This is a genomic window from Actinomadura sp. NBRC 104412 (genome assembly GCF_030269515.1).
Lineage (GTDB): Bacteria > Actinomycetota > Actinomycetes > Streptosporangiales > Streptosporangiaceae > Spirillospora.
On the sequence record NZ_BSTM01000009.1, the window covers coordinates 111,022 to 131,224 of the forward strand.

Genomic DNA, 20,203 nt, shown 5'->3' on the forward strand with positions numbered 1-20,203 from the left:
CTACAGGTCGATGGCGTAGTCGAGCAGCACCCGGTCGGCGGGGATCACGATGTCGCGGCACACCTCCATGACGCGCGGCCCCGACAGCATGCGGCGGGTGATGGTGAGCACGGGGACGCCGCCGGTCATCCGTAGCGTCTCGGCCTCTTCCGGGGTCGGCATCCGCGAGCCCACCGACTCCTCCACCCGGGTCGGCGGGTGGCCGAGGAACGCGAGCTGGGCCAGGGTGCCGCCGGGCCACGGCTCGTTGGCCGGATCGGCGACCGGGGTGCCGCCGACCACGTCCCAGGGCAGGTAGTTCACCGAGATCTGCTGCGGCTCGCCCCGCGCGTGGAACACGAAGCGGCGGCGCAGCACCTCGGTGCCCGGCGGCACCTCCAGCAGCGCGGCGACCTCGGCGCCGGCCCCGGTCCGGGTGAACTCGCGGTCCAGCCGGTACTCGTCCCAGGAGATCCGCTGGTCGTGGGTGAAGGTGGTGGCGGGCACGGTCAGCGGCTTGGCGACGACGGCGCGGTACCGGTCCATCGCCACCCGCCTGACCGGGGGCGTCACCTTCACGATCGTCCCGCCGCCCCGGCGGGTCTCCACCAGCCCCTCCCCGCGCAGCAGGGCGATCGCCTGCCGCGCCACGATCTCCGACACGCCGTGCTCCGCGCACAGTTCCGACATCGTCGGAAGCCGGGCGCCCTGCGGGTAGCGGCCGTCCCGGATCTGGCCCCGGAGCAGCTCGGCAATACGCAGGTAGGCCGGACGGTCCGGCACCGGCATCACCTTCCCTCGTACCCGGCGCGCCGCGCCCCCGTCACGGCGCGTCGTCGGACCCGGGCCGCCGCTCCCAGGCCGGCTCTCCCTCCTTCCCGCTCTCCCGCTAACCCGAGGGGGACGGTCCGCTTACGGACAGCTTGACACCTCTTAGACCGAGTAAGACTTTTGTATACAGAAGAACCTCCTCGGGGAAAGGACGACCTGGATGGGCGACTTCGAGGATCTGAAGGCGGCCATCGAGGCGGAGTTCCCCGGCTGGCTGGTGTGGCGCAGCGACGCCGGCCGCTGGTACGCCACCCGCAGCGGCGACCTCACCGACGCGCAGCTCCAGGCGGGCTACGCGATGACGGTGGCGGCCGACGACGCGGCCGGGCTGCGCGACCTGCTGATCGACCAGGCCAGGCGGAACGGCGGGAACGGCTGAGGAGAGGGGACGGCCTTGCTCCCCCCGGGTGACGGGGGGCGTCCCCCGGCAGGGGGATGGGCCCGGTCCGTGGACGGGGGCGGACCGGGCCTTCGAGGTCGGGACGCCGTGGCCCGTTCCCGGGTGAAGGTCTTCCTAGGTGAAAGTCGCCGATCCCGGGGCATTCCTAGGGGCGTACGCGCACGCTTGGGCATACAACGACCCCCGGAGCGAGGAGGCCATGGGCTCATGGCACGGGTGACACGTGAGGAGATCGAGAAGCTGGTCGGGGGCGAGCACCACGACCCGCACGGTGTCCTCGGCGCCCATCCGGAACGGGAGGGGGTCACCGTCCGCGCGTTGCGTCCCCTCGCCGAGCGCGTCGAGGTCGTGCTGCCCAACGGCGGCCGCCACAAGCTGCGCCACTACCACGAGGGCGTCTTCGTCGGCACGCTGCCGCCGGAGGCGTCCCTGGCCGGGGACTCCTCCGACACCGCGCCGCTCGCCGTGCCCGACTACCGCCTCGCGGTGACCTACGGCGACGGTGACGAGCTCATCCAGGACGACCCGTACCGGCACCTGCCCACCCTCGGCGAGCTGGACCTGCACCTGATCAGCGAGGGACGTCACGAGGAGCTGTGGAAGGCCCTGGGGGCGCAGGTGCGCACCTATGCCTCCGCGTTCGGCGCGGTGACCGGCACCGGGTTCGCGGTGTGGGCGCCGAACGCGCGGGGCGTGCGCGTGGTGGGCGACTTCAACCACTGGGACGGGCGGGCGCACCCGATGCGCTCGATGGGCTCCACCGGGGTGTGGGAGCTGTTCATTCCCGGGGTCGATGAGGGGGAGGTCTACAAGTACGAGGTGCTCGGCGCGGACGGGCAGTGGCGGCTCAAGGCCGACCCGATGGCGCGGGCCGCCGAGGTGCCCCCGGCCACGGGCTCGAAGGTGTTCACGTCCCGGTACGAGTGGGCCGACGGCGGGTGGATGGCCCGCCGCAAGGAACGCTCGTGGGTGAACGAGCCGATGAGCGTGTACGAGGTGCACCTGGGCTCGTGGCGCGCGGGCCTGGACTACCGGGACCTGGCCAAGGAACTCACCCAGTACGTGAGCGACATGGGCTTCACCCACGTGGAGCTGCTCCCCGTCGCGGAACACCCCTACGGCCCGTCGTGGGGGTATCAGGTGACGTCGTACTACGCGCCCACCTCCCGCTTCGGCGACCCTGACGACTTCCGGCACCTCGTGGACAGCCTGCACCAGGCCGGGATCGGCGTCATCGTCGACTGGGTGCCCGCGCATTTCCCCAAGGACGAGTGGGCGCTGGCGCGTTTCGACGGCACCCCGCTGTACGAGCACGAGGACCCGGCGCGCGGCGAGCACCCCGACTGGGGGACGCTGGTGTTCGACTTCGGCCGCGCGGAGGTCCGCAACTTCCTGGTGGCCAACGCCCTCTACTGGCTGGAGGAGTTCCACATCGACGGGCTGCGCGTCGACGCCGTGGCCTCGATGCTCTACCTGGACTACTCCCGCGAGGACGGCGAGTGGACGCCCAACGTCTACGGCGGGCGGGAGAACCTGGAGGCCATCTCCTTCCTCCAGGAGATGAACGCCACCGCCTACAAGCGCAACCCCGGCATCATGACGATCGCCGAGGAGTCCACGGCCTGGCCCGGCGTGTCCCGTCCCACCCACCTGGGCGGGCTCGGCTTCGGCTTCAAATGGAACATGGGGTGGATGCACGACACGCTGGAGTATCTGCGGCACGACCCCGTCTTCCGCGGCTACCACCACGGCGAGATCACGTTCTCGCTGGTCTACGCGTTCTCCGAGAACTACGTGCTGCCGCTGTCGCATGACGAGGTGGTGCATCTCAAGGGGTCGCTGCTGGGCAAGATGCCCGGCGACACCTGGCGAAAGTTCGCGGGCCTGCGCGTCCTGCTCGCGTACATGTGGTCGCACCCGGGCAAGCAACTGCTGTTCATGGGGTCGGAGTTCGGGCAGGGCGCCGAGTGGGCCGAGGAACGGTCGCTGGACTGGTGGCTGCTGGACGACGCCTCCGAGGGCGCCGACCATCTCGGCGTCCAGAGGCTCGTCCGCGACCTCAACCACCTCTACACGTCCCAGCCCGCGCTGTACAGCATGGACACCGTCCCGGAGGGCTTCCGCTGGATCGACGCCAACGACGCCGCCGGCAACACCCTGACCTACCTGCGTTACGGCAGCACCGAGCCGGAGGTGAGGCGGCAGCCGGTCGTGGCGTGCGTGGTGAACTTCTCCGGCGTGCCGCACGAGAACTACCGGGTGGGTCTCCCCCACGCCGGTCCCTGGCGGGAACTCCTCAACACCGACGCCTACGAATACGGCGGCAGCGGCGTAGGGAACCTGGGACGGGTCCAGGCGACCGACGAGCCGCAGCACGCGATGCCCGCGTCCGCTCTCATCCGCGTGCCGCCCCTAGGAGCCATCTTCCTGGCCCCGGAGGCCCCAGAGGCGGGCTAGAGGCGAGGCGGGCTAGAGACAGCTCAGCAGCCAGCGCGGTCCCACGACCGACGCCCCGGCGGCCTCGCTGCGCGCGCGGAGCTCGCGGTCCGCGGTGACGACCAGGTAGACGGCGTCCGGATCCTGCCGACCGACCAGGTCGACGATCTGGTCGTCGCCGCTGCCCCGGGCGGCCACGACCCGTACCCCGTCCGAGGGCTCACCCGCGATGCTCCGCGCCTCGCCCTCCACCACCAGCACGATCTCGGGGAAGCAGCTGTCGTACGGGACGACGCCCGCGGGCAGGCCCGACACGCCCTCCTTCAGGGCGGCCAGGTCGTCGCGCAGCCGCGCGTTGGCGGCGGGCCTGTCCTTCCACCAGCCGTCCGCCCTGGCACCGACCACGTTCGCCGCGTCCACCACCAGCACCAGCCGCCTGAGCGACGTGCGCAACCGCGGCCAGGTCCGCTCGAAGGGCGGGAACAGGCGCTTGTCGGTGACCTTGTCCTCCGCCACCCACGCCGCCTTCCGCGTCTCCATGGACGCGGGACGCACATGCTCCAGTTCGGGGACGCGGCCGACCACGGAGGCGTACTGCCAGCCGCCGTGGTCCTCCACCAGGATGCCGTGCACCTCGACCCGTCGCGTGTCCAGCGTGCATTCCTCGGCGGTCTCGCGCAGCGCACCCGACACCGGATCCTCGTTGCTGTGAATGGCGCCGCCGAACATGCCCCACGTCCCGCCGCCGATGCCCCACCAGGCCCGTTGCTGGAGCAGCACCCACACCTGGCCGTCCGGGTCACGGTGGTAGGCCATCAGCCCAGCCGCGCCGAACCGGCCCCAATGCGAGTGCCCCTGCTCGCATTGCGCCCAGCCGTCACCGTCGCCTCCCATGAGGAGACCCTAGCGGCCAGCGCATAAGGTGGGTCCATGGTCGATCCCGGCACAGTCGTCAGCATCATCCAGCAGGCACGCGAGCGGCGCACCGCGCCCCTGATCCTGGAGCTCGACCTGACCGACGGGATGGTGGAGGCGGCACCCGCCGACCCGCTGTCCGCGCTGATGTCGATGCGCCGCAACCAGCTACGGGACGTCCTGGACGGGCTGCGCCGGGCACGCGGCGACGACCGGGTGAAGGCCCTGGTGGTCAAGATCACCGGCGGGATCGGCCTGGCGGTGGTGCAGGAGCTGCGCCAGGCCGTCCAGGCGGTACGGGACGCGGGCAAGCTCACCGTCGCCTGGGCGGAGAGCTTCGGCGAGGCCGGGCGCGGCACCGTCCCCTACTACCTGGCGTCGGTGTTCGAACGGGTGTACGTCCAGCCGTCCGGTGACGTGGGCCTGATGGGCCTGGCGCTGGAGGAGCCGTTCTTCGCCGGGGCGCTGGAGAAGGCGGGCGTCCAGCCCAGGTTCGCGCAGCGGCACGAGTACAAGACCGCGGCCAACACCTTCGTCGAGAAGGGCTACACGCCCGCGCACCGCGAGTCGTCCCAGCGCGTGGTCACCTCCGTCACCGAACAGGTCATCGACGGGATCGCCACCGGGCGCGGGCTGAGCCGGGAGCGGGTGCGCGAGCTGATGGACCGCGGCCCCCTGCTGGCCGACGAGGCCCTGGAGTCCGGGCTGGTCGACAGGCTCGGCTACCGCGACGAGGTCTACGCCGACGTGCGCGCCCAGGTCGGCGACGACGCCCAGCTTCGCTACCTCGCCCGCTACAACCGCGCCCACGGCCTGGCCAAGCGGCTGCCGCGGCCGGGCAGGAACGACGCCATCGCCCTGATCAACGGGCAGGGCCCGATCCGGCTCGGCCGCAGCGGCCGTGGCGGCCCCCTGCCCGGCCAGGGCACGGCGATGGGCTCGGACACCATCGGCGCCGCCCTGCGCGCCGCCGTCCGCGACGACCGGGTCAAGGCGATCGTGTTCCGGGTGAACAGCCCCGGCGGCTCCGCGGTGGCCTCCGACGCGATCTGGCGGGAGGTGGTGCTGGCGCGCAAGGCGGGCAAGCCCGTGATCGTCTCGATGGGCAACGTGGCCGCGTCCGGCGGCTACTACGTGGCGATGGCCGCCGACACCATCGTCGCCCAGCCCGGCACCCTCACCGGATCGATCGGGGTGGTGTTCGGCAAGCCCGTGATCAACGGGCTGCTCGACCGGGCCGGGATCGGGATGGGCAGCGTCGCCGAGGGCGAGCACTCCCGGCTGCTCAGCGTCACCAAGGACTTCAGCTCGTCGGAGTGGGAGCGCGTCGACGCGCTGCTCGACCGGATCTACGACGACTTCACCGCCAAGGCCGCCGAGGGCCGCGGCCTGCCGAGGGAACGGATGGACGAGCTGGCCCGCGGCCGCGTCTGGACCGGCGCCGACGCCAAGGCCAACGGCCTCGTGGACGAGCTGGGCGGCCTCGACCTGGCGTTCGACCTGGCACGCGAGCGCGCCAGGCTGCCCGAGGACGCACCGATCCGCACGTACCCGCAGGTGTCGCCGCTGGAGCGGCTGCGCCAGCCGGAGTCCAGCGAGGACCGCACCGCCGCCCGCGCCCGCTTCGACGCCTGGGGGTCGCTGGGCGGCCTTGCGGCGCGGCTGGGGCTGCCCGCCACCGGCCCGCTGACCCTGCCGGGCGCCTGGGAGATCCGCTGACGGCCCTCACCGGCTACACCGACGCGATCTCCTGCTTCGCCACCGGTGTGGCCGTCCTCACCGTCCGGGACGGGCGTGACGACATCGGCACGACCGTCACCTCCCTCATGTCGGTCTCCCTGGACCCGCCCATGATCGCGGTCGGGGTCGCCTCGGGTTCGTACCTGACCGAGGTGCTGACCGTCCAGGACCGCTGGGCCGTCACCGTGCTGAGCGCCGGGCAGCGCGCCCTGGCCGGGCGGTTCGCGGCCGAGGGCCGTCCCGGCGCCCGCATCCTCCTGGCCGCCGAACCGCATCACCGCGGCCCGGAGTCGGACGCGCTCATTCCCGACCACGGCCTCACCGCCCTGGAGTGCGAGACCCGCGACCATGCCGAGGCCGGCGACCACACGCTGTTCCTGGCGGAAGTGCTGTCGGCCGACTACGTGACCCGCGACGCGACGCCTCTCATCCGCGTCAACCGCCGCTACCTCACACCGTCCTAGCCCCCGCCTTCCAGACGGCGGCCGTTTGCGGGACGCCGGGACGGTAGGCGAGGTGGATGTGGGATGGGGCGTCCAGCACGTGCACGTCCGCGCGTGCGCCCACGTCCAGGTACCCCACGTCGGTGCGGCGCAGGGCCGCCGCGCCCCCGGCCGTGGCGGACCAGACTGCCTCCGCCGGGGTCATGCGCATGTCCCGCACGGCGACCGCGATGCAGAACGCCATGCTGGAGCTGTAGCAGGAGCCGGGGTTGCAGTCGGTGGCGAGGGCGACGGTCGCGCCCGCGTCCAGGAGGCGGCGGGCGTCGGGGTAGGGCTGGCGGGTGGAGAACTCGACCCCGGGCAGGAGGGTCGCGACGGTTCGCGAGCCCGCGAGGGCGTCGACGTCGTCGTCGGTGAGGAACGTGCAGTGGTCGGCGGACGCCGCGTCCATCTCGACGGCGAGCCGGACACCCGGTCCGGCGTGGAGCTGGTTGGCGTGGAGGCGCGGCAGCAGGCCCGCGTCGACGCCCGCGCGCAGGATCTCGCGGGCCTGGTCGGCGTCGAACGCGCCCTTCTCGCAGAAGACGTCGATCCAGCGGGCGTGCGGGGCGCAGGCGGCCAGCATCTCGGTCGAGACCAGCCGCGTGTAGCCCTGCGGGTCGTCGCCGTACTCGGACGGGACGACGTGCGCGCCCAGGAACGTCACCTCGTCGGCGACCTCGGCCGCGATGCGCACGGCGCGCTCCTCCTCCGCGACCGACAGGCCGTAGCCGGACTTGCATTCCACGGTGGTCGTCCCCTGCCGGGCCATCTCGGCGACGAGGCGGCGCAGGTTGGCCCGCAGGTCGTCGTCGGTGGCGGCGCGGGTCCTGGCGACGGTGGTGCGGATGCCTCCCGCCGCGTACGGGCGGCCGCTCATCCGGGCGGCGAACTCCGCGGCGCGCTCGCCCGCGAACACCAGGTGGGCGTGCGAGTCCACGAACCCGGGCAGGACGGCCCGGCCCCCGGCGTCGTACGACTCGTCGGCGGCGGGCACGGCGGAGGAGGGCCCGACCCAGGCGATCACGCCGCCGTCGATCACCAGTGCCGCGTCCGCGAGCAGCCCCAGCGGGCCCTCGCCCAGGCCGGGACGGTTGGTGACCAGCTCCCCGATGTTGATGATCGCGATGCTCACCCGTTCAGGGTCGCATGGAGCGCCGCGATGGCCTCGCGCAGGGATCCGGGGACGTCGTCCACCAGCAGGTGCCGCCCGTCCCGGACGATCTCACGTCCCGACACGACGACTGAACGCACATCGGCGGCTGTCGCGGCGAACACCACCGTTTCAGCGGCGAGAGCAGGCCCCGGGCCGACGGTACGGACGGAGTCGAGCGCGACCGTGACCAGATCGGCGTAGGCGCCGGGTTCCAGCCGTCCCGCCTCGGGCCAGCCGAGGGCGTAGTGACCGTTCCAGGTCGCGGCGGCGAGCAGTTCCCCGGCCGTCCAGTGGCCGCGCTCCCGGGTCCGCAGCCGCTCGTTCAGCTCGACCGCGCGGGCCTCCTCGAACAGGTCGATCATCGCGTGCTGGTCCGAGCCGAGGCAGATGGGGGACCCGGCGCGGGACAGCGCGCGAGCGGGGCCGATGCCGTCGGCGAGGTCCCGCTCGGTGGTGGGGCACATGCACACACCGGTCATGGTGGTGCCCAGCAGGTCGATGTCGTCGGGGGTGAGGTGGGTGGCGTGGACGGCCACGGTACGGGCGCCCAGCGCTCCGCACTCGGCCAGGAGGCGGGTGGGGGTGACGCCGTACGCGTGCCGGCAGGCCTCGTTCTCCGCCGGTTGCTCGGACAGGTGGACGTGCAGCGGCGCTTGGCGCTCCCTGGCCCACCCGGCGACGGAGCGGATCTGCTCGGGCGGGACGGCCCGCACGGAATGGATCGCGGCGCCGACGCGGGCGTGCGGCCGCCCGCCCTTGTCGGTGTGCTCGTACAGGCTGTCCACGCGGCGCGCCCAGTTGCCCACGCTGCCGTCGCCGAACCGCAGTTGCGGGCCCATGAGGGGCCGGTCGATGCCGCCCCTGAGATAGCAGGTGTCCAGCAGGGTGATCCGGATGCCGGCGTCCGCGGCCGCGGCGATCAGCACCTCCCCCATGGCGTTGGGGTTGTCGTACGGGTCGCCGCCCGGCTTGTGGTGCAGGTAGTGGAACTCGCCCACGCAGCTGATCCCGGCGAGGGCCATCTCGGCGTAGACGGCCGTGGCGAGCGCGCGATAGGCGTCGGGCCCGATCCGGTCGGCGACCTTGTACATCTGGTCGCGCCACGTCCAGAAGGTGCCGGGCATGCGCGGCGGGCCGGATCCGGCCGGCCGGGCCGGCTCGGCCTGGACCCAGCCTCGGAGCGCGCGGTGGAAGGCGTGGGAGTGGGCGTCGGCCAGGCCGGGGAGGGTCAGACCGCGCAGGACGGAGGTTCCCGGAGGGGCCGGCACGCCGCGGGTGACGCTGGTGAAGCGCTCGCCGTCGGCCTCGATGAGCACGTCGGCGGCCACCTCGTCCCCAAGCCAGGCGAACTCGGCGAACCACTGCATAGCGAATGTCCTACCCGGCGGCGGCGTTGTCGAGCACGGCGGCAAGGGCCTCCACACCGGCCAGGCAGTCGTCCGGCTCGGCGTGCTCGGCGGGCGCGTGCGACACCCCGGTCGGGTTCCGGACGAACAGCATCGCGGTGGGCATCCGCGCCGCCAGGATCCCCGCGTCGTGGCCCGCGCCCGTGGGCAGGACGGGCACGCCGCCAAGGACCCCGGCGAGCCGGTCACGGAGAGCGGTGTCGAACCCGACGACGGGGGTGTAGGACTCCTCGGCGAGGTCCACGGCGACGCCGTGCTCGCGGGCGGCGCGGCGGGCCTCCTCCCGGACCTCCGCCACGGTCGCCCGCACGGACGCGTCGGCGGGGCCGCGGGCGTCCAGCCAGGCGGTGACGGCGGACGGGATGGCGTTCACCCCGTTCGGCATCACCTCGACCCTGCCGACCGTCGCCAGCGTCCCGTGGCGGACGGCGGCCCGGCGCGCGGCCAGCACCATCGCCGCGAAGGGGAGCATGGGGTCGCGGCGGTCGGTCAGAGGGGTCGTGCCCGCGTGGTTCCCCTCCCCCGCGAACCCGAACCGCCACCGGCCGTGCGGGACGATCGCGCTCGCCACCCCTACGGGTTCGTCCTCGCGCAGGGCGCGGCCCTGCTCGACGTGCAGTTCGATGAAGCACCCGATCCGGGACAGCAGGCCGGGGTCCTCGCCGATGCGTTCCGGGTCGAGGCCGTTCGCGGCGAGCACGCTCGCGAGCGAGCGCCCGTCGCGGTCGCGCAGGCCACGGGCGCGTTCGGGACCGATCGCACCGGTGAGCAGGCGCGACCCCAGGCACGCCACGCCGAACCTGGCCCCCTCCTCCTCGGCGAACGCCGCGACCCCGATGGGGCGACCCGGGCGCACGCCGCGCTCGCGCAGCAGGTCGATCGCGGCGAACGCCGACACGACGCCGAGCGGCCCGTCGTAGGCGCCGCCGCCCGGCACCGAGTCCAGATGGCTTCCGGTCAGGACCGCCGGGCCGTGCGCGCCCTCCGGGTGCCACCAGGCGAACAGGTTGCCGTTCGCGTCGCCCTCCACGGCCAGGCCGCGGCGGCGCGCCTCGTCCCTGAACCAGTCCCGGCACTCCAGCTCGGCAGGGGTCCAGGCGAACCGGTGATAGCCTCCGCTCTCCGCGTCCCGCCCAATGGGCAGCAACGCCTCCCACATCTCCGTGAAGCTCATGACTCCTGCATGGGGATCCGCACGCCGCGTTCGGCGGCGACCTCCCGGGCGCGCTCGTAGCCCGCGTCGGCGTGCCGCATCACGCCGGTGCCGGGGTCGTTGGTCAGGACGCGTTCGAGCTTGCGCGCGGCCAGCTCGGTGCCGTCCGCGACGCACACCTGACCGGCGTGGACGGACCGCCCGATGCCGACGCCGCCGCCGTGGTGGATCGACACCCACGTCGCGCCGGACGAGGTGTTGAGCAGGGCGTTCAGCAGCGGCCAGTCGGCGATCGCGTCCGAGCCGTCCGCCATCCCCTCGGTCTCCCGGTACGGGGACGCCACCGAGCCGGCGTCGAGATGGTCGCGGCCCAGCGCCAGCGGCGCGCTGATCTCGCCCCGCGCCACCAGGTCGTTGAACACGGCCCCGGCCTTGTCGCGCTCCCCGTACCCGAGCCAGCAGATCCGCGACGGCAGGCCCTGGAAACGCACCCGCTCCCCCGCCATCCTGATCCACCGCGCCAGCGCCTCGTTCTCCGGGAACAGGTCGAGGATCGCCCGGTCGGTGCGGGCGATGTCGGCGGGGTCGCCGGACAGCGCCGCCCACCGGAACGGGCCCTTGCCCTCGCAGAACAGCGGCCGGATGTACGCGGGCACGAACCCCGGGAACGCGAACGCCCGGTCGTAGCCCGCCAGCCGCGCCTCACCGCGGATCGAGTTGCCGTAGTCGAAGACCTCCGCGCCCCCGTCCAGGAACCCGACCATCGCCTCGACGTGGACGGCCATGGACGCGCGGGCCCTGGCGACGAAGCCCTCCCGGTCCTTGTCGCGCTCGTCGGCCCAGTCCTCGAACGCCACGCCGCTCGGCAGGTACCGCAGCGGGTCGTGCGCGCTGGTCTGGTCGGTGACGATGTCGATCGGCGCGCCCCGGCGCAGCACCTCCGGCACGACGTCGGCGGCGTTGCCCAGCACGGCGATCGACAGCGCGCGCCGCCGCGCCTTCGCCTCCTCCGCCATCCGCAGGGCCTCGTCCAGCGAGCCGGCCCGCACATCGCAATAGCGGTGCTCGACGCGCCGCTCGATCCGGGACGGGTCGCACTCCACGCAGATCGCGACGCCACCGTTCATCGTCACGGCCAGCGGCTGCGCCCCGCCCATCCCGCCGAGCCCCGCGGTCAGCGTGATCGTCCCGGCGAGGGACCCGCCGAACCTCTTCCCCGCGACGGCGGCGAACGTCTCGTAGGTCCCCTGGAGGATGCCCTGCGTGCCGATGTAAATCCACGAACCTGCGGTCATCTGCCCGAACATGGTCAGCCCGAGGGCCTCCAGCCTGCGGAACTCCTCCCACGTCGCCCACTGCGGCACCAGGTTGGAGTTGGCCAGCAGCACCCGCGGCGCCCACTCGTGCGTCCTGAAGACCCCGACCGGCCTACCGGACTGGACGAGCAGCGTCTCGTCCCCCTCCAGGCCGGTCAGCGACCGGACGATCGCGTCGAACGAGGCCCAGTCGCGGGCCGCCTTCCCCGAGCCCCCGTACACGATCAGCTCGTCGGGATGCTCGGCCACCTCGGGGTCGAGGTTGTTCATCAGCATGCGCAGGGCCGCCTCCTGCGGCCAGCCCTTGGCATGCGTCAGCGAGGTGCCGCGCGGCGCGCGCACGGGACGGGGACCGGACATGTGACATCTCCTCAGGCGAGTCGGCCGGTGACGGATTCGGCTGCGGCCACCAGCGTCCCGTCCCGCACCAGCCCGGTCGCGGCGGCGATCTCGGGAGCCAGGTGCCGGTCGGGCCCGGGGCCGGGCACCCGCTCGCGCAGAGCGGCGACCACGGCGGCGGTGGCGGGTCCGGGACGCAGCGGGCGGCGCAGGTCGAGGGCGCGGGCGGCGGTGAGGATCTCGATCCCGACCACCTGGGCGAGCCCGTCCACCGCACGGCGCAGCTTGCGGGCGGCGTTCCAGCCCATCGAGACGTGGTCCTCCTGCATCGCCGAGCTGGGGATCGAGTCGGTGGACGCGGGCACCGCCAGCCGTTTCAGCTCGGAGACCAGCGCCGCCTGGGTGTACTGGGCGATCATGTGCCCGGAGTCGACCCCCGGGTCGTCGGCGAGGAACGCGGGCAGGCCGCCCGAGCGCGCCCGGTCGAGCATCCGGTCGGTGCGCCGCTCCGACATCGACGCCACGTCCGCGACCGGGATGGCCAGGAAGTCCAGCACGTAGGCGAGGGGCGCGCCGTGGAAGTTGCCGTTGGACTCCACCCGCCCGTCCGGAAGCACCACCGGGTTGTCGACGGCGCTCGCCAGCTCCCGGGACGCCACCAGCTCGGCATGGGCCAGCGTGTCGCGGGCCGCGCCGTTCACCTGGGGCGAGCAGCGCAGCGAGTAGGCGTCCTGCACCCGCGTGCAGTCGGGCCCGCGATGCGACTCCATGATCTCCGAGTCGGCCAGCAGCGCCCGCAGGTTCGCGGCCGACAGGCCCTGACCCGGATGCGGCCGCAGCGCGTGCAGGTCCTCCGCGAAGACGCGATCGGTCCCCAGCAGCGCCTCGACGGACATCGCGGCGGCCAGGTCGGCGGCGGTGAGCAGCCGGGACAGGTCGCGTATCGCCAGGACGAGCATGCCGAGCATCCCGTCCGTCCCGTTCAGCAGGGCGAGCCCCTCCTTGGCGCCCAGCGTGACCGGCTCGATCCCGGCCTCGGCCAGCGCGCTCGCGGCCGGCCTCAGCCCGCCCGCCGCGTCCCGCACCTCGCCCTCGCCGATCAGCGCGAGCGCGACATGGGCGAGCGGGGCGAGGTCCCCCGAGCACCCCAGGCTGCCGTGCTCGTGCACGACCGGGGTGATGCCCGCGTTGAGCAGGGACGCGAGCGTCCGCGCCGTCACCGGCTGGACGCCCGTCCGTCCCGTGGCCAGGGTCCGCAGCCGCAGCAGCATCAGCGCCCGCACGACCTCCCGCTCCACCTCCGGCCCCGACCCGGCCGCGTGCGACCGGACGATGTTGAGCTGGAGCCGCGCCCTCAGCTCGGGAGCGATATGCCGGGTCGCCAGAGCACCGAACCCGGTCGACACCCCGTACACCGGCAGCGGGCGGGACGACAGCTCCTCGATGTGCGCCCGCGCCTCCCCGATCAGCCTCAACGCCCGATCGGTCAGCACGACCTTCGCACCGTCCCTGGCCACCGCCTCGACCTGCGCGAAGGCGAGCGGCTCCGGCCCCACCTCGACCATGCCGTCTTCCATACCCCCATTGCACAGGCCGGACGTGGGCGCGCGGCACCGGCCCCGACCGCATACCGTCTCGGATACGAGACATGTGGGGGACACTGGTGGCATGAGCCAAGCCCCCGCCGCCCGCCGGGCGCTCGCCGTCCTGCGCCTGCTCGCGGCCTCGGCGGGCCCCCTCCCCGCCTCCGCGATAGCCCGCGACCTCGGCCTGCCGCGCTCCACCACCTACCACCTGCTCGCCGCCATGGCCGAGGACGGCTTCGTGGCCCACGTCCCGGAGGAACGCCGCTGGGGCCTGGGCGTCGCCGCGTTCGAGATCGGCTCGGCGTACCTGCGGCACGGCCCTCTGGAGCGCCTGGCGCGGCCCCTGCTGCGCCGCCTGGTCGACCGGGCCGGCGAGATCGTCCAGCTCGGCGTCCTGCACGGCGCGGAGACCCTCTACCTGCTCAAGGAGCAACCGCCCCGGCACGTCACCCTCGTCACCGACGTCGGCGTCCGGATGCCCGCCCACCTCACCGCCAGCGGCCGCTCGATGCTGGCGCACCTGCCACCGGCCCAGCTCCGCGCCCTGTTCCCCGGCCCGCTCGTCACCCGGACGGGCCACGGCCCCACGTCCCTGCGCGAACTACGCCGCGGCCTGCGAGAGGACGCCCGGCGCGGCTGGTCCATGGAGGACGGCCACATCACCGAGGGTTTGGCCAGCATCGCCGCCTGCGCCTTCGACCACAACGCCCACCCGACCGCCGCCATCACCCTCACCTTCCGGCGCGCCGACCACCCCGAGGAGACCTGGCCCGACCTGGCCGCCCCCGTCCAGGCCACGGCCGCCGCCCTCACCGCCCGCCTGACCGGCCGGGCCCCGGCTCACTGACGCAGCGCCGCCAGCACCGCGCGCACCCGGTCCCGCTCCTCCTCGGTCGGGTCCAGGGGACCGTGCCCCGGCGCGTCACCGGCGGCGGCCACCGACATCCCCACGGACTCCGCCGCGCCTCTCAGCGCCCCGGCGAACTCCAGCAACTGCGCCGTCACCGGCGTGCCCGCGTCCAGCCCACGGTGCCTGTCGAACTCCTCGGCCAGCATCCGCAGCCCCGCCGACAGGTCGACCGCCGGCAGGTCGATCGCCCCCTTGGCCCTGCTCAGGTGCTCGGAATGGCGATCCCCCCAGTGCTCCCACGACCACCCGGGCCAGCCGGGGCCGCGCGCGTCCACGAGACCGAGCGTCCAGGCGCCTCCGGCGCGGCGATCCACGTCCAGATGCACCCCGCTGGACGGCAGGCACGGCCACACGCGGACCGGCCTCCACCGCTCGCAGTAGCGCATCAGCGAGTCGAGATCGTGCCCGAGGACCGCATGCGCCCCCTCGGCCACCATGTAAGCCCGCACGGTCGCGTCCTTCACCACCGTGAGCAGGCACGGCGGCCGGTCCTCCGAGGCCGGGGTCAGGTCACGGAACGCCCACGGCCGCATCCCGTCGTCATCGCCCAGCGCCCGCCGGATCTCGGGCAGCCCGCCGTACGCCCAGTCGATCCGCCAGCCCGCCCACGTGCGCTCGATCACGTCCAGGACGGCCTGCCGGTACGCCACGGCCCCGAGGAACCTGGAGAACCACAGCAGCCGGCGTTCATCGTGATCGATGAGGGCGGCGCCATCGCACTCGCCGTTGTACATCCACGTCCCGAACGGCCGCTGCCCCCTGGCGAACCGCGTCGCCGCAGTTGGCCCCGTCAACAGGTCGAGCTCAAGCGTGTAGCCACCCCACTGCGAGTAGTACCGTCCCCAGAACCCACCGCTCTTGATCACGTAATGCGCCCGATGCCCCATACCGACCGAGTGTAACGACCTGATCACACTCAGGCATGCTTTCTGGGAATCTCGTCGGCCGGCCCTCGGTCACGCGATACCGGGGATGAGGACGCGCCCTCACCCGGCCCCGTGACAGGGCGGGTGAGGGCGCGAGCGAGGGCGGGTCAGCCGGAGATGAGGCCGTTCTTGGTGAGCCAGTTCTTGGCGACGGTCTCCGGGTCGGTCTTCTTCTCGGACATCTCCGCGCCGACCTCGCCCAGCACCTCCTGCACGGTACCGATCTCCCCACCGCACTGCACACCCTCCTCACCCAACCCCCCACACCACCGGCGGCCGACCAACAGACCACTTCCGAGCCGCCCGAGCCGTGCGAGCCGCCCGCCTCGTCGGCCGCCTCCGACACGATCGCGGCGGTACTCGCCCACATGGCCGACCGGGAACTGACCGCCATCCGCGACCACCTGACCGCGACCGGCCGAACACGCGCCCTGCCCTTCCGCATCACTCACGCCGTCCAAATTTCCACGACCAACTCACCGACCTCCGCCACCACTGGCGCCAAACCACCAACCCCGAACACCAGCCCGGGCACACCGGCTACCGGCCCACCACAGCCATGCGCCGGGCCGTACATCAACACCACACCACCTGCGCCTTCCTCACCTGCAACCGCCGCTCCCAGGGCTGCGACCTCGACCACACCATCCCCTGGGGACGCGGCCCCACCTGCCCCTGCAACCTGGCCCCCCTCTGCCGCCGCCACCACCGCACCGAACAAACCCCCGGCTGGCACCTCTACCAACCCTGGCCAGGACTCCTTATTTGGATCACCCCCTCCGGCACCTGGCACATCCCTCCCCCAACGCCAGTAACGCACCAACCACAGCGGCCGGGACGGCTGCCCAACGACTCCAAAACGCAAGTTGCGGTGACTGCCCGGCCGGGCCCAGCCGGTGCAGCCCAGCGCGCCCTGCTGCGCTCACTACCGGGCTGGCCTCACGCTGGCTGAGGTGCACAGCGGACGGAGAGCAGCGGCTACCGGGTTGCGGCCAGAGCCGGTACAAGTCGGCCCGCCCCTACCGCACGCTGCGGCCACAGGCCGCCAGCCGCCGACGCTAACCCCCGCACTCAACCGCAGGCGACCCGCAACCCCGCCCTGGGACAACCAACGTGAGGCCAACCGGGCAGAAAGCCGAAGGTGACCGCCCACCCGCATCGGCTGGGCCTGACCAGGCAACACCGCCACCTACGGGAGCGGGGCCATCAGGATCTGTAGCGGAGGGCGGTTAGGGCGGCGTGGACGCGGCCTTTTTCCTCGGGGGTGAGGTCCATGGGACGGTGCACCATGGCGTTGGCGCTCTCGGTCTGGACGGTCAGCTCGTTAGATTCGGCGGCGCTCCTCAAGGCGCCGATGAGTCCGAGCAGCATGGACGCCGCCCGGGTGCCCTTGTCCATTACCTGATGGGCGTCGAACTTGCTGCGAAGTTCTTGCAGCCCGGCTTTGAAATCGATGCCGGGCAAGTCAATGGCGGTGCCGATGCGGTTGAGGTGCTCGCGGTAGCGGTCCCGCCAGAATTCCCAGCGCCAGCCGGGCCAAAAAGTTTCCGCGTCATTGAGGACCTGGTTGAGCGCGCTGAACGTCCATGCGCCGCCGGTGCGGCTGTCCGCGTTCAGATGAACGCCGGAGGATGGGAAGGACGGCCAACGGGTGACCGGCTCCCACTTCTCGTAGAGGTCCGTAAGGGAATCGACGCCGCTTTCGATGACCCAGGACGCGTCCATATCGGCCATGTACGCCCTGGTCAGGCCATTCTTGACGACGGTCACCAGGCAGGCCAGTTCTGGTTCGTCGTCGTCCGGCGCCGGCGCCGGGACGGGTGTTCCCAGTGGCAGTTCGCGGGGCATTTCCGAGCCGGGAGGGAATGCCTCGGGGCTCAGGTGGAACTGCGGCATCGCGGACATGAACTCCTCGGGCGTACGGAGGTCGTCCGGCACCGGGATGGTGCGCAAGCGCTGGACCTTGCGTCCGTCCTCGCCGAGCGCGTCGACGATCTCGCGCAGCCCGTCGTACGCCCAGTCGAGCCGCCAGCCCTGCCACGTGAGGGTCATGACCTCCAGGACGGCCGCACGGTACGCGGCATCACGAAGATAGTGGGAGAACCACAGCAGCCGACGCTCGTCCGGGTCGATGATGGCCGCTCCGTCGCACTGCATCTCGTTCAGCCACCCGCCGACGGCCCGTTGCCCGCGGACGAACCTCAGCGCGGTCTCCGGCCCCGCCAGCAGGTCGAGCTCGAGGGTGAGACCGCCCCACTGCGAGTAGTAGCCCGTCCGGGAACCACCGCTCTTGATCAGATACTGCACTCGATGACCCATGCCGACCGAGTGTAAGGGTGTCGTCACACTCTGGCGCGCTTTCGGCGAATCTTCTGATCAGTAAGAACGTGCGGTAGGTGAACGTGCAGTCACGGCAAGTCATCGATCTGAACGTGCCACTTGACTCGAATTTCGAACACCTGAGCTAATAGACGGACACACTCCGAACGCGCCTGGTAGCACAGGGTTGACACCTCCACGCCCCCAATGACCAGGGAGGTCAACGGTGACCAGTCCCTTCGTCCGCCGTCGCCGCCTCGGCACCGAGCTGCGCGCCCTCCGAGAGGAGCGCGGCCTGACCGCCGACGAACTGGCCCGGCTCATCCACCGCTCGCGCCCTCGGATCTCCCGCATGGAGACCGCCAGGATGCGCCCCGAAATCGGGGACGTCATGAGGATCATGGACCTCTTGGAGGTTCCCAAGGAGAGGTACGACCACATACTTCGCATCGCCCGCGACGCCACCGACCGCGGTTGGTGGGACGACATCGGCGATGCGATGGGGGCTCGCCAGCGCCTGTACGCGGACGTGGAGTCGGGGTCTCACAGCATGCGGAGCTACACCCAGATTTCAATCCCCGGGCTTCTGCAGAGCCCGGACTTCACACGTGCGCTCATCGAGTTGGACGAGCGCGACGGTGAACTGTCCTACGTCCCAGCGAAGAGCCTGGAAGCACGCCGCAAGCGGCAGGAGGCGGGTCTTCCGGCCCGACGGCCCCACCTACGAGGTGATCATCGACGAGTTCGCTTTGAGGCGGCTCGTGACACCTCCAGATGTCATGGCCGTGCAACTCCAGCACATGATCGAGCTGGTCACCGACCAGCCGCGCCTCACGGTGCGAGTGCTCCCGCTGGACTCGCGCCCCTCCCCGAGTCGCCTGCACACCTCATTCGTGATCTACACGTTCCCGGATCCCGCCGATCCGCCGCTGGTGCTGGCCGAGGGCATCAACGCAGATCTCATCCATACCAAACCCTCCGAGGTGGCAGGGTATGAGCGAACCTACGATCGGCTTAGCAGTGTCGCCCTCCCCTCGCTGGAGAGCCTCTCCCTCTTGGAGAGAACTGCTGGCCGCCTGACCGGGCAGATGGAGTCGGAGACGTGAAACAGCAGTACAGCGATTGGCGGAAGTCCAGCCACAGCAATCCCGACGCCGATTGTATCGAGGCCGGGCGCGCGCCCCTCGGCCGCATCGCCGTCCGCGACACCAAACAATTCGGCACCGGCCCCGTCCTCGAATTCGGCCGGACCGAGTGGGCGGCGTTCCTGCGCGGCTGCAAGGAGCACGACGGGCACGCGTGAAGGACCGGATCGTCTCAAGGCACGCGCGCCCCCACCCGCCTCCGGGAGGGGGCGGGTGAGGGCGCCGCGGGTCAGCCGGAGATGAGGCCGTTCTTGGTGAGCCAGTTCTTGGCGACGGTCTCCGGGTCGGTCTTCTTCTCGGACATCTCCGCGTTCATTTCGAGGAGCCCGGCCGTGGTGAGCTTGGCCGACACCGCGTTCAGCGTGGCGCGGACGGTGTCGTTCACCTTGGACTTGTAGACCAGCGGCAGGACGTTCTGGGCGCCGAAGACGTTCTTGGTGTCCTGTAGGGCGACGAAGCCGTTCTTCTGGATGGCCGGGTCGGTGGAGAACAGGTCGGCGGCCTGCACCTGGCCCTTCTGCAGGTTGGACACGGTGATCGGGCCCGCGGTGTCCAGGGACTTGAACTGCTTGAACTTCAGCCCGTACACCTTCTCCAGGCCGACCAGGCCCTGCTGGCGGGTCTTGAACTCCGGCGGGCCGCCGACGATCAGCTCACCGGCGACGGATTTCAGGTCGTCGATCTTGGTGAGCCTGTACTTGTCGGCGGTCGCCTTGGTGACGACCAGCGAGTCCTTGTCCTCGGCCTGGGACGGGGTGAGCACCTCCAGCTCGGGCGGCAGCTTCTGCCTGAGGGCGGCGTCCACCTCCTGGGTGGTGCTGGCCGGGTTCTCCTGGTCGATGTGGGCCAGCAGCGCCCCGTTGTACTCGGGGAACACCTGGATGGCGCCGCTCTTGACCTGGTTGTAGTAGACCTCGCGGGACCCGATGCCGAACTTGCGGGTGACCTTGACGTCCTTGGCCTCCAGCGCCTGGGCGTAGATCTCGCCGAGCAGCCCGCTCTCGGGGAAGTCGGCGCCGCCGATGGTGATGGCCGAGCCGCCGCCGTCACCCCCGGCGAGGGGGTCGTCGCCGCCGCCTCCGCACGCGCTCACCGCCAGCACGGCCGCGACCAGCACGGCGGCGCCGCGAATCATCCGGGACATCTGTGGTGTTCCTTCCTCCG

Annotated in this window: 18 protein-coding genes and 1 pseudogene; 8 read left to right on the forward strand and 11 right to left on the reverse strand. The window is 72.0% G+C overall.

Features of this window, described 5'->3' with window-relative positions; genetic code table 11:
* Positions 1-768 (reverse strand): GntR family transcriptional regulator, encoded by a 768-nt coding sequence (locus tag QSK21_RS13945; protein ID WP_285696098.1) that lies wholly within the window; start codon positions 766-768, stop codon positions 1-3.
* Positions 769-970: 202 nt separating this feature from the next.
* Here QSK21_RS13945 and QSK21_RS13950 point away from each other — a divergent pair, with 202 nt between their 5' ends.
* Complete coding sequence (locus QSK21_RS13950) at positions 971-1,189, forward strand: hypothetical protein (RefSeq protein WP_285696099.1); 219 nt, start codon at positions 971-973, stop codon at positions 1,187-1,189.
* A gap of 228 nt (positions 1,190-1,417) precedes the next feature.
* Positions 1,418-3,667 (forward strand): 1,4-alpha-glucan branching protein GlgB, encoded by a 2,250-nt coding sequence (gene glgB / locus QSK21_RS13955; RefSeq protein WP_285696100.1) that lies wholly within the window; start codon positions 1,418-1,420, stop codon positions 3,665-3,667.
* A 12-nt stretch (positions 3,668-3,679) separates the two neighbouring features.
* On the opposite strand, the gene QSK21_RS13960 is transcribed toward glgB, so the two are convergent.
* Entirely contained in the window at positions 3,680-4,540 is an 861-nt protein-coding gene (locus QSK21_RS13960) for an NUDIX domain-containing protein (protein WP_285696101.1), read from the reverse strand.
* Positions 4,541-4,576: 36 nt separating this feature from the next.
* Between QSK21_RS13960 and sppA the strand changes: the two genes are divergently transcribed.
* Both sppA and QSK21_RS13970 read left to right on the forward strand, forming a co-directional pair.
* The gene (gene sppA, locus QSK21_RS13965) at positions 4,577-6,280 is read left to right on the forward strand and encodes a signal peptide peptidase SppA (protein ID WP_285696102.1); all 1,704 of its coding nucleotides are present in this window, start codon (positions 4,577-4,579) and stop codon (positions 6,278-6,280) included.
* A gap of 26 nt (positions 6,281-6,306) precedes the next feature.
* A complete protein-coding gene (locus QSK21_RS13970) occupies positions 6,307-6,765 on the forward strand; it encodes a flavin reductase family protein (protein WP_285696264.1) in 459 nt (152 codons plus the stop codon).
* Here QSK21_RS13970 and hutI read toward each other — a convergent pair.
* The 5 genes from hutI to hutH are packed head-to-tail and all read right to left on the reverse strand — an operon-like array spanning position 6,752 to position 13,730.
* Positions 6,752-7,918, reverse strand: a complete 1,167-nt coding sequence (gene hutI, locus QSK21_RS13975) for an imidazolonepropionase (protein WP_285696103.1) — start codon at positions 7,916-7,918, stop codon at positions 6,752-6,754. The two genes, QSK21_RS13970 and hutI, sit on opposite strands and share 14 nt — an antisense overlap.
* Positions 7,915-9,306, reverse strand: a complete 1,392-nt coding sequence (locus QSK21_RS13980; protein WP_285696104.1) for a formimidoylglutamate deiminase — start codon at positions 9,304-9,306, stop codon at positions 7,915-7,917. Before QSK21_RS13980 ends, hutI begins: the two co-directional genes overlap by 4 nt.
* Positions 9,307-9,316: 10 nt before the next feature.
* Positions 9,317-10,519 (reverse strand): allantoate amidohydrolase, encoded by a 1,203-nt coding sequence (locus QSK21_RS13985; RefSeq protein WP_285696105.1) that lies wholly within the window; start codon positions 10,517-10,519, stop codon positions 9,317-9,319.
* Complete coding sequence (gene hutU / locus QSK21_RS13990) at positions 10,516-12,174, reverse strand: urocanate hydratase (protein WP_285696106.1); 1,659 nt, start codon at positions 12,172-12,174, stop codon at positions 10,516-10,518. Before hutU ends, QSK21_RS13985 begins: the two co-directional genes overlap by 4 nt.
* Positions 12,175-12,185: 11 nt before the next feature.
* Positions 12,186-13,730: a histidine ammonia-lyase gene (gene hutH, locus QSK21_RS13995; protein ID WP_285696107.1), complete on the reverse strand. Its 1,545-nt coding sequence runs from the start codon at positions 13,728-13,730 to the stop codon at positions 12,186-12,188.
* 91 nt (positions 13,731-13,821) lie between these two features.
* Between hutH and QSK21_RS14000 the strand changes: the two genes are divergently transcribed.
* Positions 13,822-14,586 carry an IclR family transcriptional regulator gene (locus QSK21_RS14000; RefSeq protein ID WP_285696109.1) on the forward strand — a complete coding sequence of 255 codons (765 nt, stop codon included), beginning with the start codon at positions 13,822-13,824 and terminating at the stop codon, positions 14,584-14,586.
* Here the strand turns inward: QSK21_RS14000 and QSK21_RS14005 are convergent.
* From QSK21_RS14005 to QSK21_RS14015, 3 genes are all read right to left on the reverse strand, one after another.
* Entirely contained in the window at positions 14,580-15,536 is a 957-nt protein-coding gene (locus QSK21_RS14005; RefSeq protein ID WP_285696110.1) for a hypothetical protein, read from the reverse strand. The genes QSK21_RS14000 and QSK21_RS14005 overlap by 7 nt on opposite strands.
* Positions 15,537-15,682: 146 nt before the next feature.
* Positions 15,683-15,832 carry a hypothetical protein gene (locus tag QSK21_RS14010; protein WP_285696111.1) on the reverse strand — a complete coding sequence of 50 codons (150 nt, stop codon included), beginning with the start codon at positions 15,830-15,832 and terminating at the stop codon, positions 15,683-15,685.
* A 949-nt stretch (positions 15,833-16,781) separates the two neighbouring features.
* Positions 16,782-17,894, reverse strand: a complete 1,113-nt coding sequence (locus QSK21_RS14015; protein WP_285696113.1) for a hypothetical protein — start codon at positions 17,892-17,894, stop codon at positions 16,782-16,784.
* Between the two features lie 226 nt (positions 17,895-18,120).
* Here QSK21_RS14015 and QSK21_RS36115 point away from each other — a divergent pair.
* From QSK21_RS36115 to QSK21_RS14025, 3 genes and pseudogenes are all read left to right on the forward strand, one after another.
* Positions 18,121-18,540: pseudogene (locus QSK21_RS36115) on the forward strand (helix-turn-helix transcriptional regulator); the annotation flags it as partial.
* Positions 18,533-19,000: a DUF5753 domain-containing protein gene (locus QSK21_RS14020; RefSeq protein ID WP_352231280.1), complete on the forward strand. Its 468-nt coding sequence runs from the start codon at positions 18,533-18,535 to the stop codon at positions 18,998-19,000. The pseudogene QSK21_RS36115 and the gene QSK21_RS14020, both read left to right, overlap by 8 nt.
* Positions 18,997-19,197, forward strand: a complete 201-nt coding sequence (locus tag QSK21_RS14025) for a DUF397 domain-containing protein (protein ID WP_285696116.1) — start codon at positions 18,997-18,999, stop codon at positions 19,195-19,197. The genes QSK21_RS14020 and QSK21_RS14025 overlap by 4 nt, the downstream gene beginning before the upstream one ends.
* A 71-nt stretch (positions 19,198-19,268) precedes the next feature.
* On the opposite strand, the gene QSK21_RS14030 is transcribed toward QSK21_RS14025, so the two are convergent.
* Positions 19,269-20,183: an ABC transporter substrate-binding protein gene (locus tag QSK21_RS14030; protein ID WP_285696117.1), complete on the reverse strand. Its 915-nt coding sequence runs from the start codon at positions 20,181-20,183 to the stop codon at positions 19,269-19,271.
* Positions 20,184-20,203 lie beyond the last annotated feature (20 nt).

Excerpts from the sequence above, each read along its gene's own strand:
- QSK21_RS13960 (WP_285696101.1), bottom strand. The coding sequence starts at position 4,540 with ATGGGAGGCGACGGTGACGGCTGGGCGCAATGCGAGCAGGGGCACTCG.
- QSK21_RS14015 (WP_285696113.1), bottom strand. The coding sequence starts at position 17,894 with ATGGGTCATCGAGTGCAGTATCTGATCAAGAGCGGTGGTTCCCGGACG.
- hutH (WP_285696107.1), bottom strand. The coding sequence starts at position 13,730 with ATGGAAGACGGCATGGTCGAGGTGGGGCCGGAGCCGCTCGCCTTCGCG.
- hutU (WP_285696106.1), bottom strand. The coding sequence starts at position 12,174 with ATGTCCGGTCCCCGTCCCGTGCGCGCGCCGCGCGGCACCTCGCTGACG.
- QSK21_RS13980 (WP_285696104.1), bottom strand. The coding sequence starts at position 9,306 with ATGCAGTGGTTCGCCGAGTTCGCCTGGCTTGGGGACGAGGTGGCCGCC.
- sppA (WP_285696102.1), top strand. The coding sequence starts at position 4,577 with ATGGTCGATCCCGGCACAGTCGTCAGCATCATCCAGCAGGCACGCGAG.
- QSK21_RS14000 (WP_285696109.1), top strand. The coding sequence starts at position 13,822 with ATGAGCCAAGCCCCCGCCGCCCGCCGGGCGCTCGCCGTCCTGCGCCTG.
- QSK21_RS14005 (WP_285696110.1), bottom strand. The coding sequence starts at position 15,536 with ATGGGGCATCGGGCGCATTACGTGATCAAGAGCGGTGGGTTCTGGGGA.
- glgB (WP_285696100.1), top strand. The coding sequence starts at position 1,418 with ATGGCACGGGTGACACGTGAGGAGATCGAGAAGCTGGTCGGGGGCGAG.
- QSK21_RS13950 (WP_285696099.1), top strand. The coding sequence starts at position 971 with ATGGGCGACTTCGAGGATCTGAAGGCGGCCATCGAGGCGGAGTTCCCC.
- QSK21_RS13985 (WP_285696105.1), bottom strand. The coding sequence starts at position 10,519 with ATGAGCTTCACGGAGATGTGGGAGGCGTTGCTGCCCATTGGGCGGGAC.
- QSK21_RS14030 (WP_285696117.1), bottom strand. The coding sequence starts at position 20,183 with ATGTCCCGGATGATTCGCGGCGCCGCCGTGCTGGTCGCGGCCGTGCTG.
- QSK21_RS13945 (WP_285696098.1), bottom strand. The coding sequence starts at position 768 with ATGCCGGTGCCGGACCGTCCGGCCTACCTGCGTATTGCCGAGCTGCTC.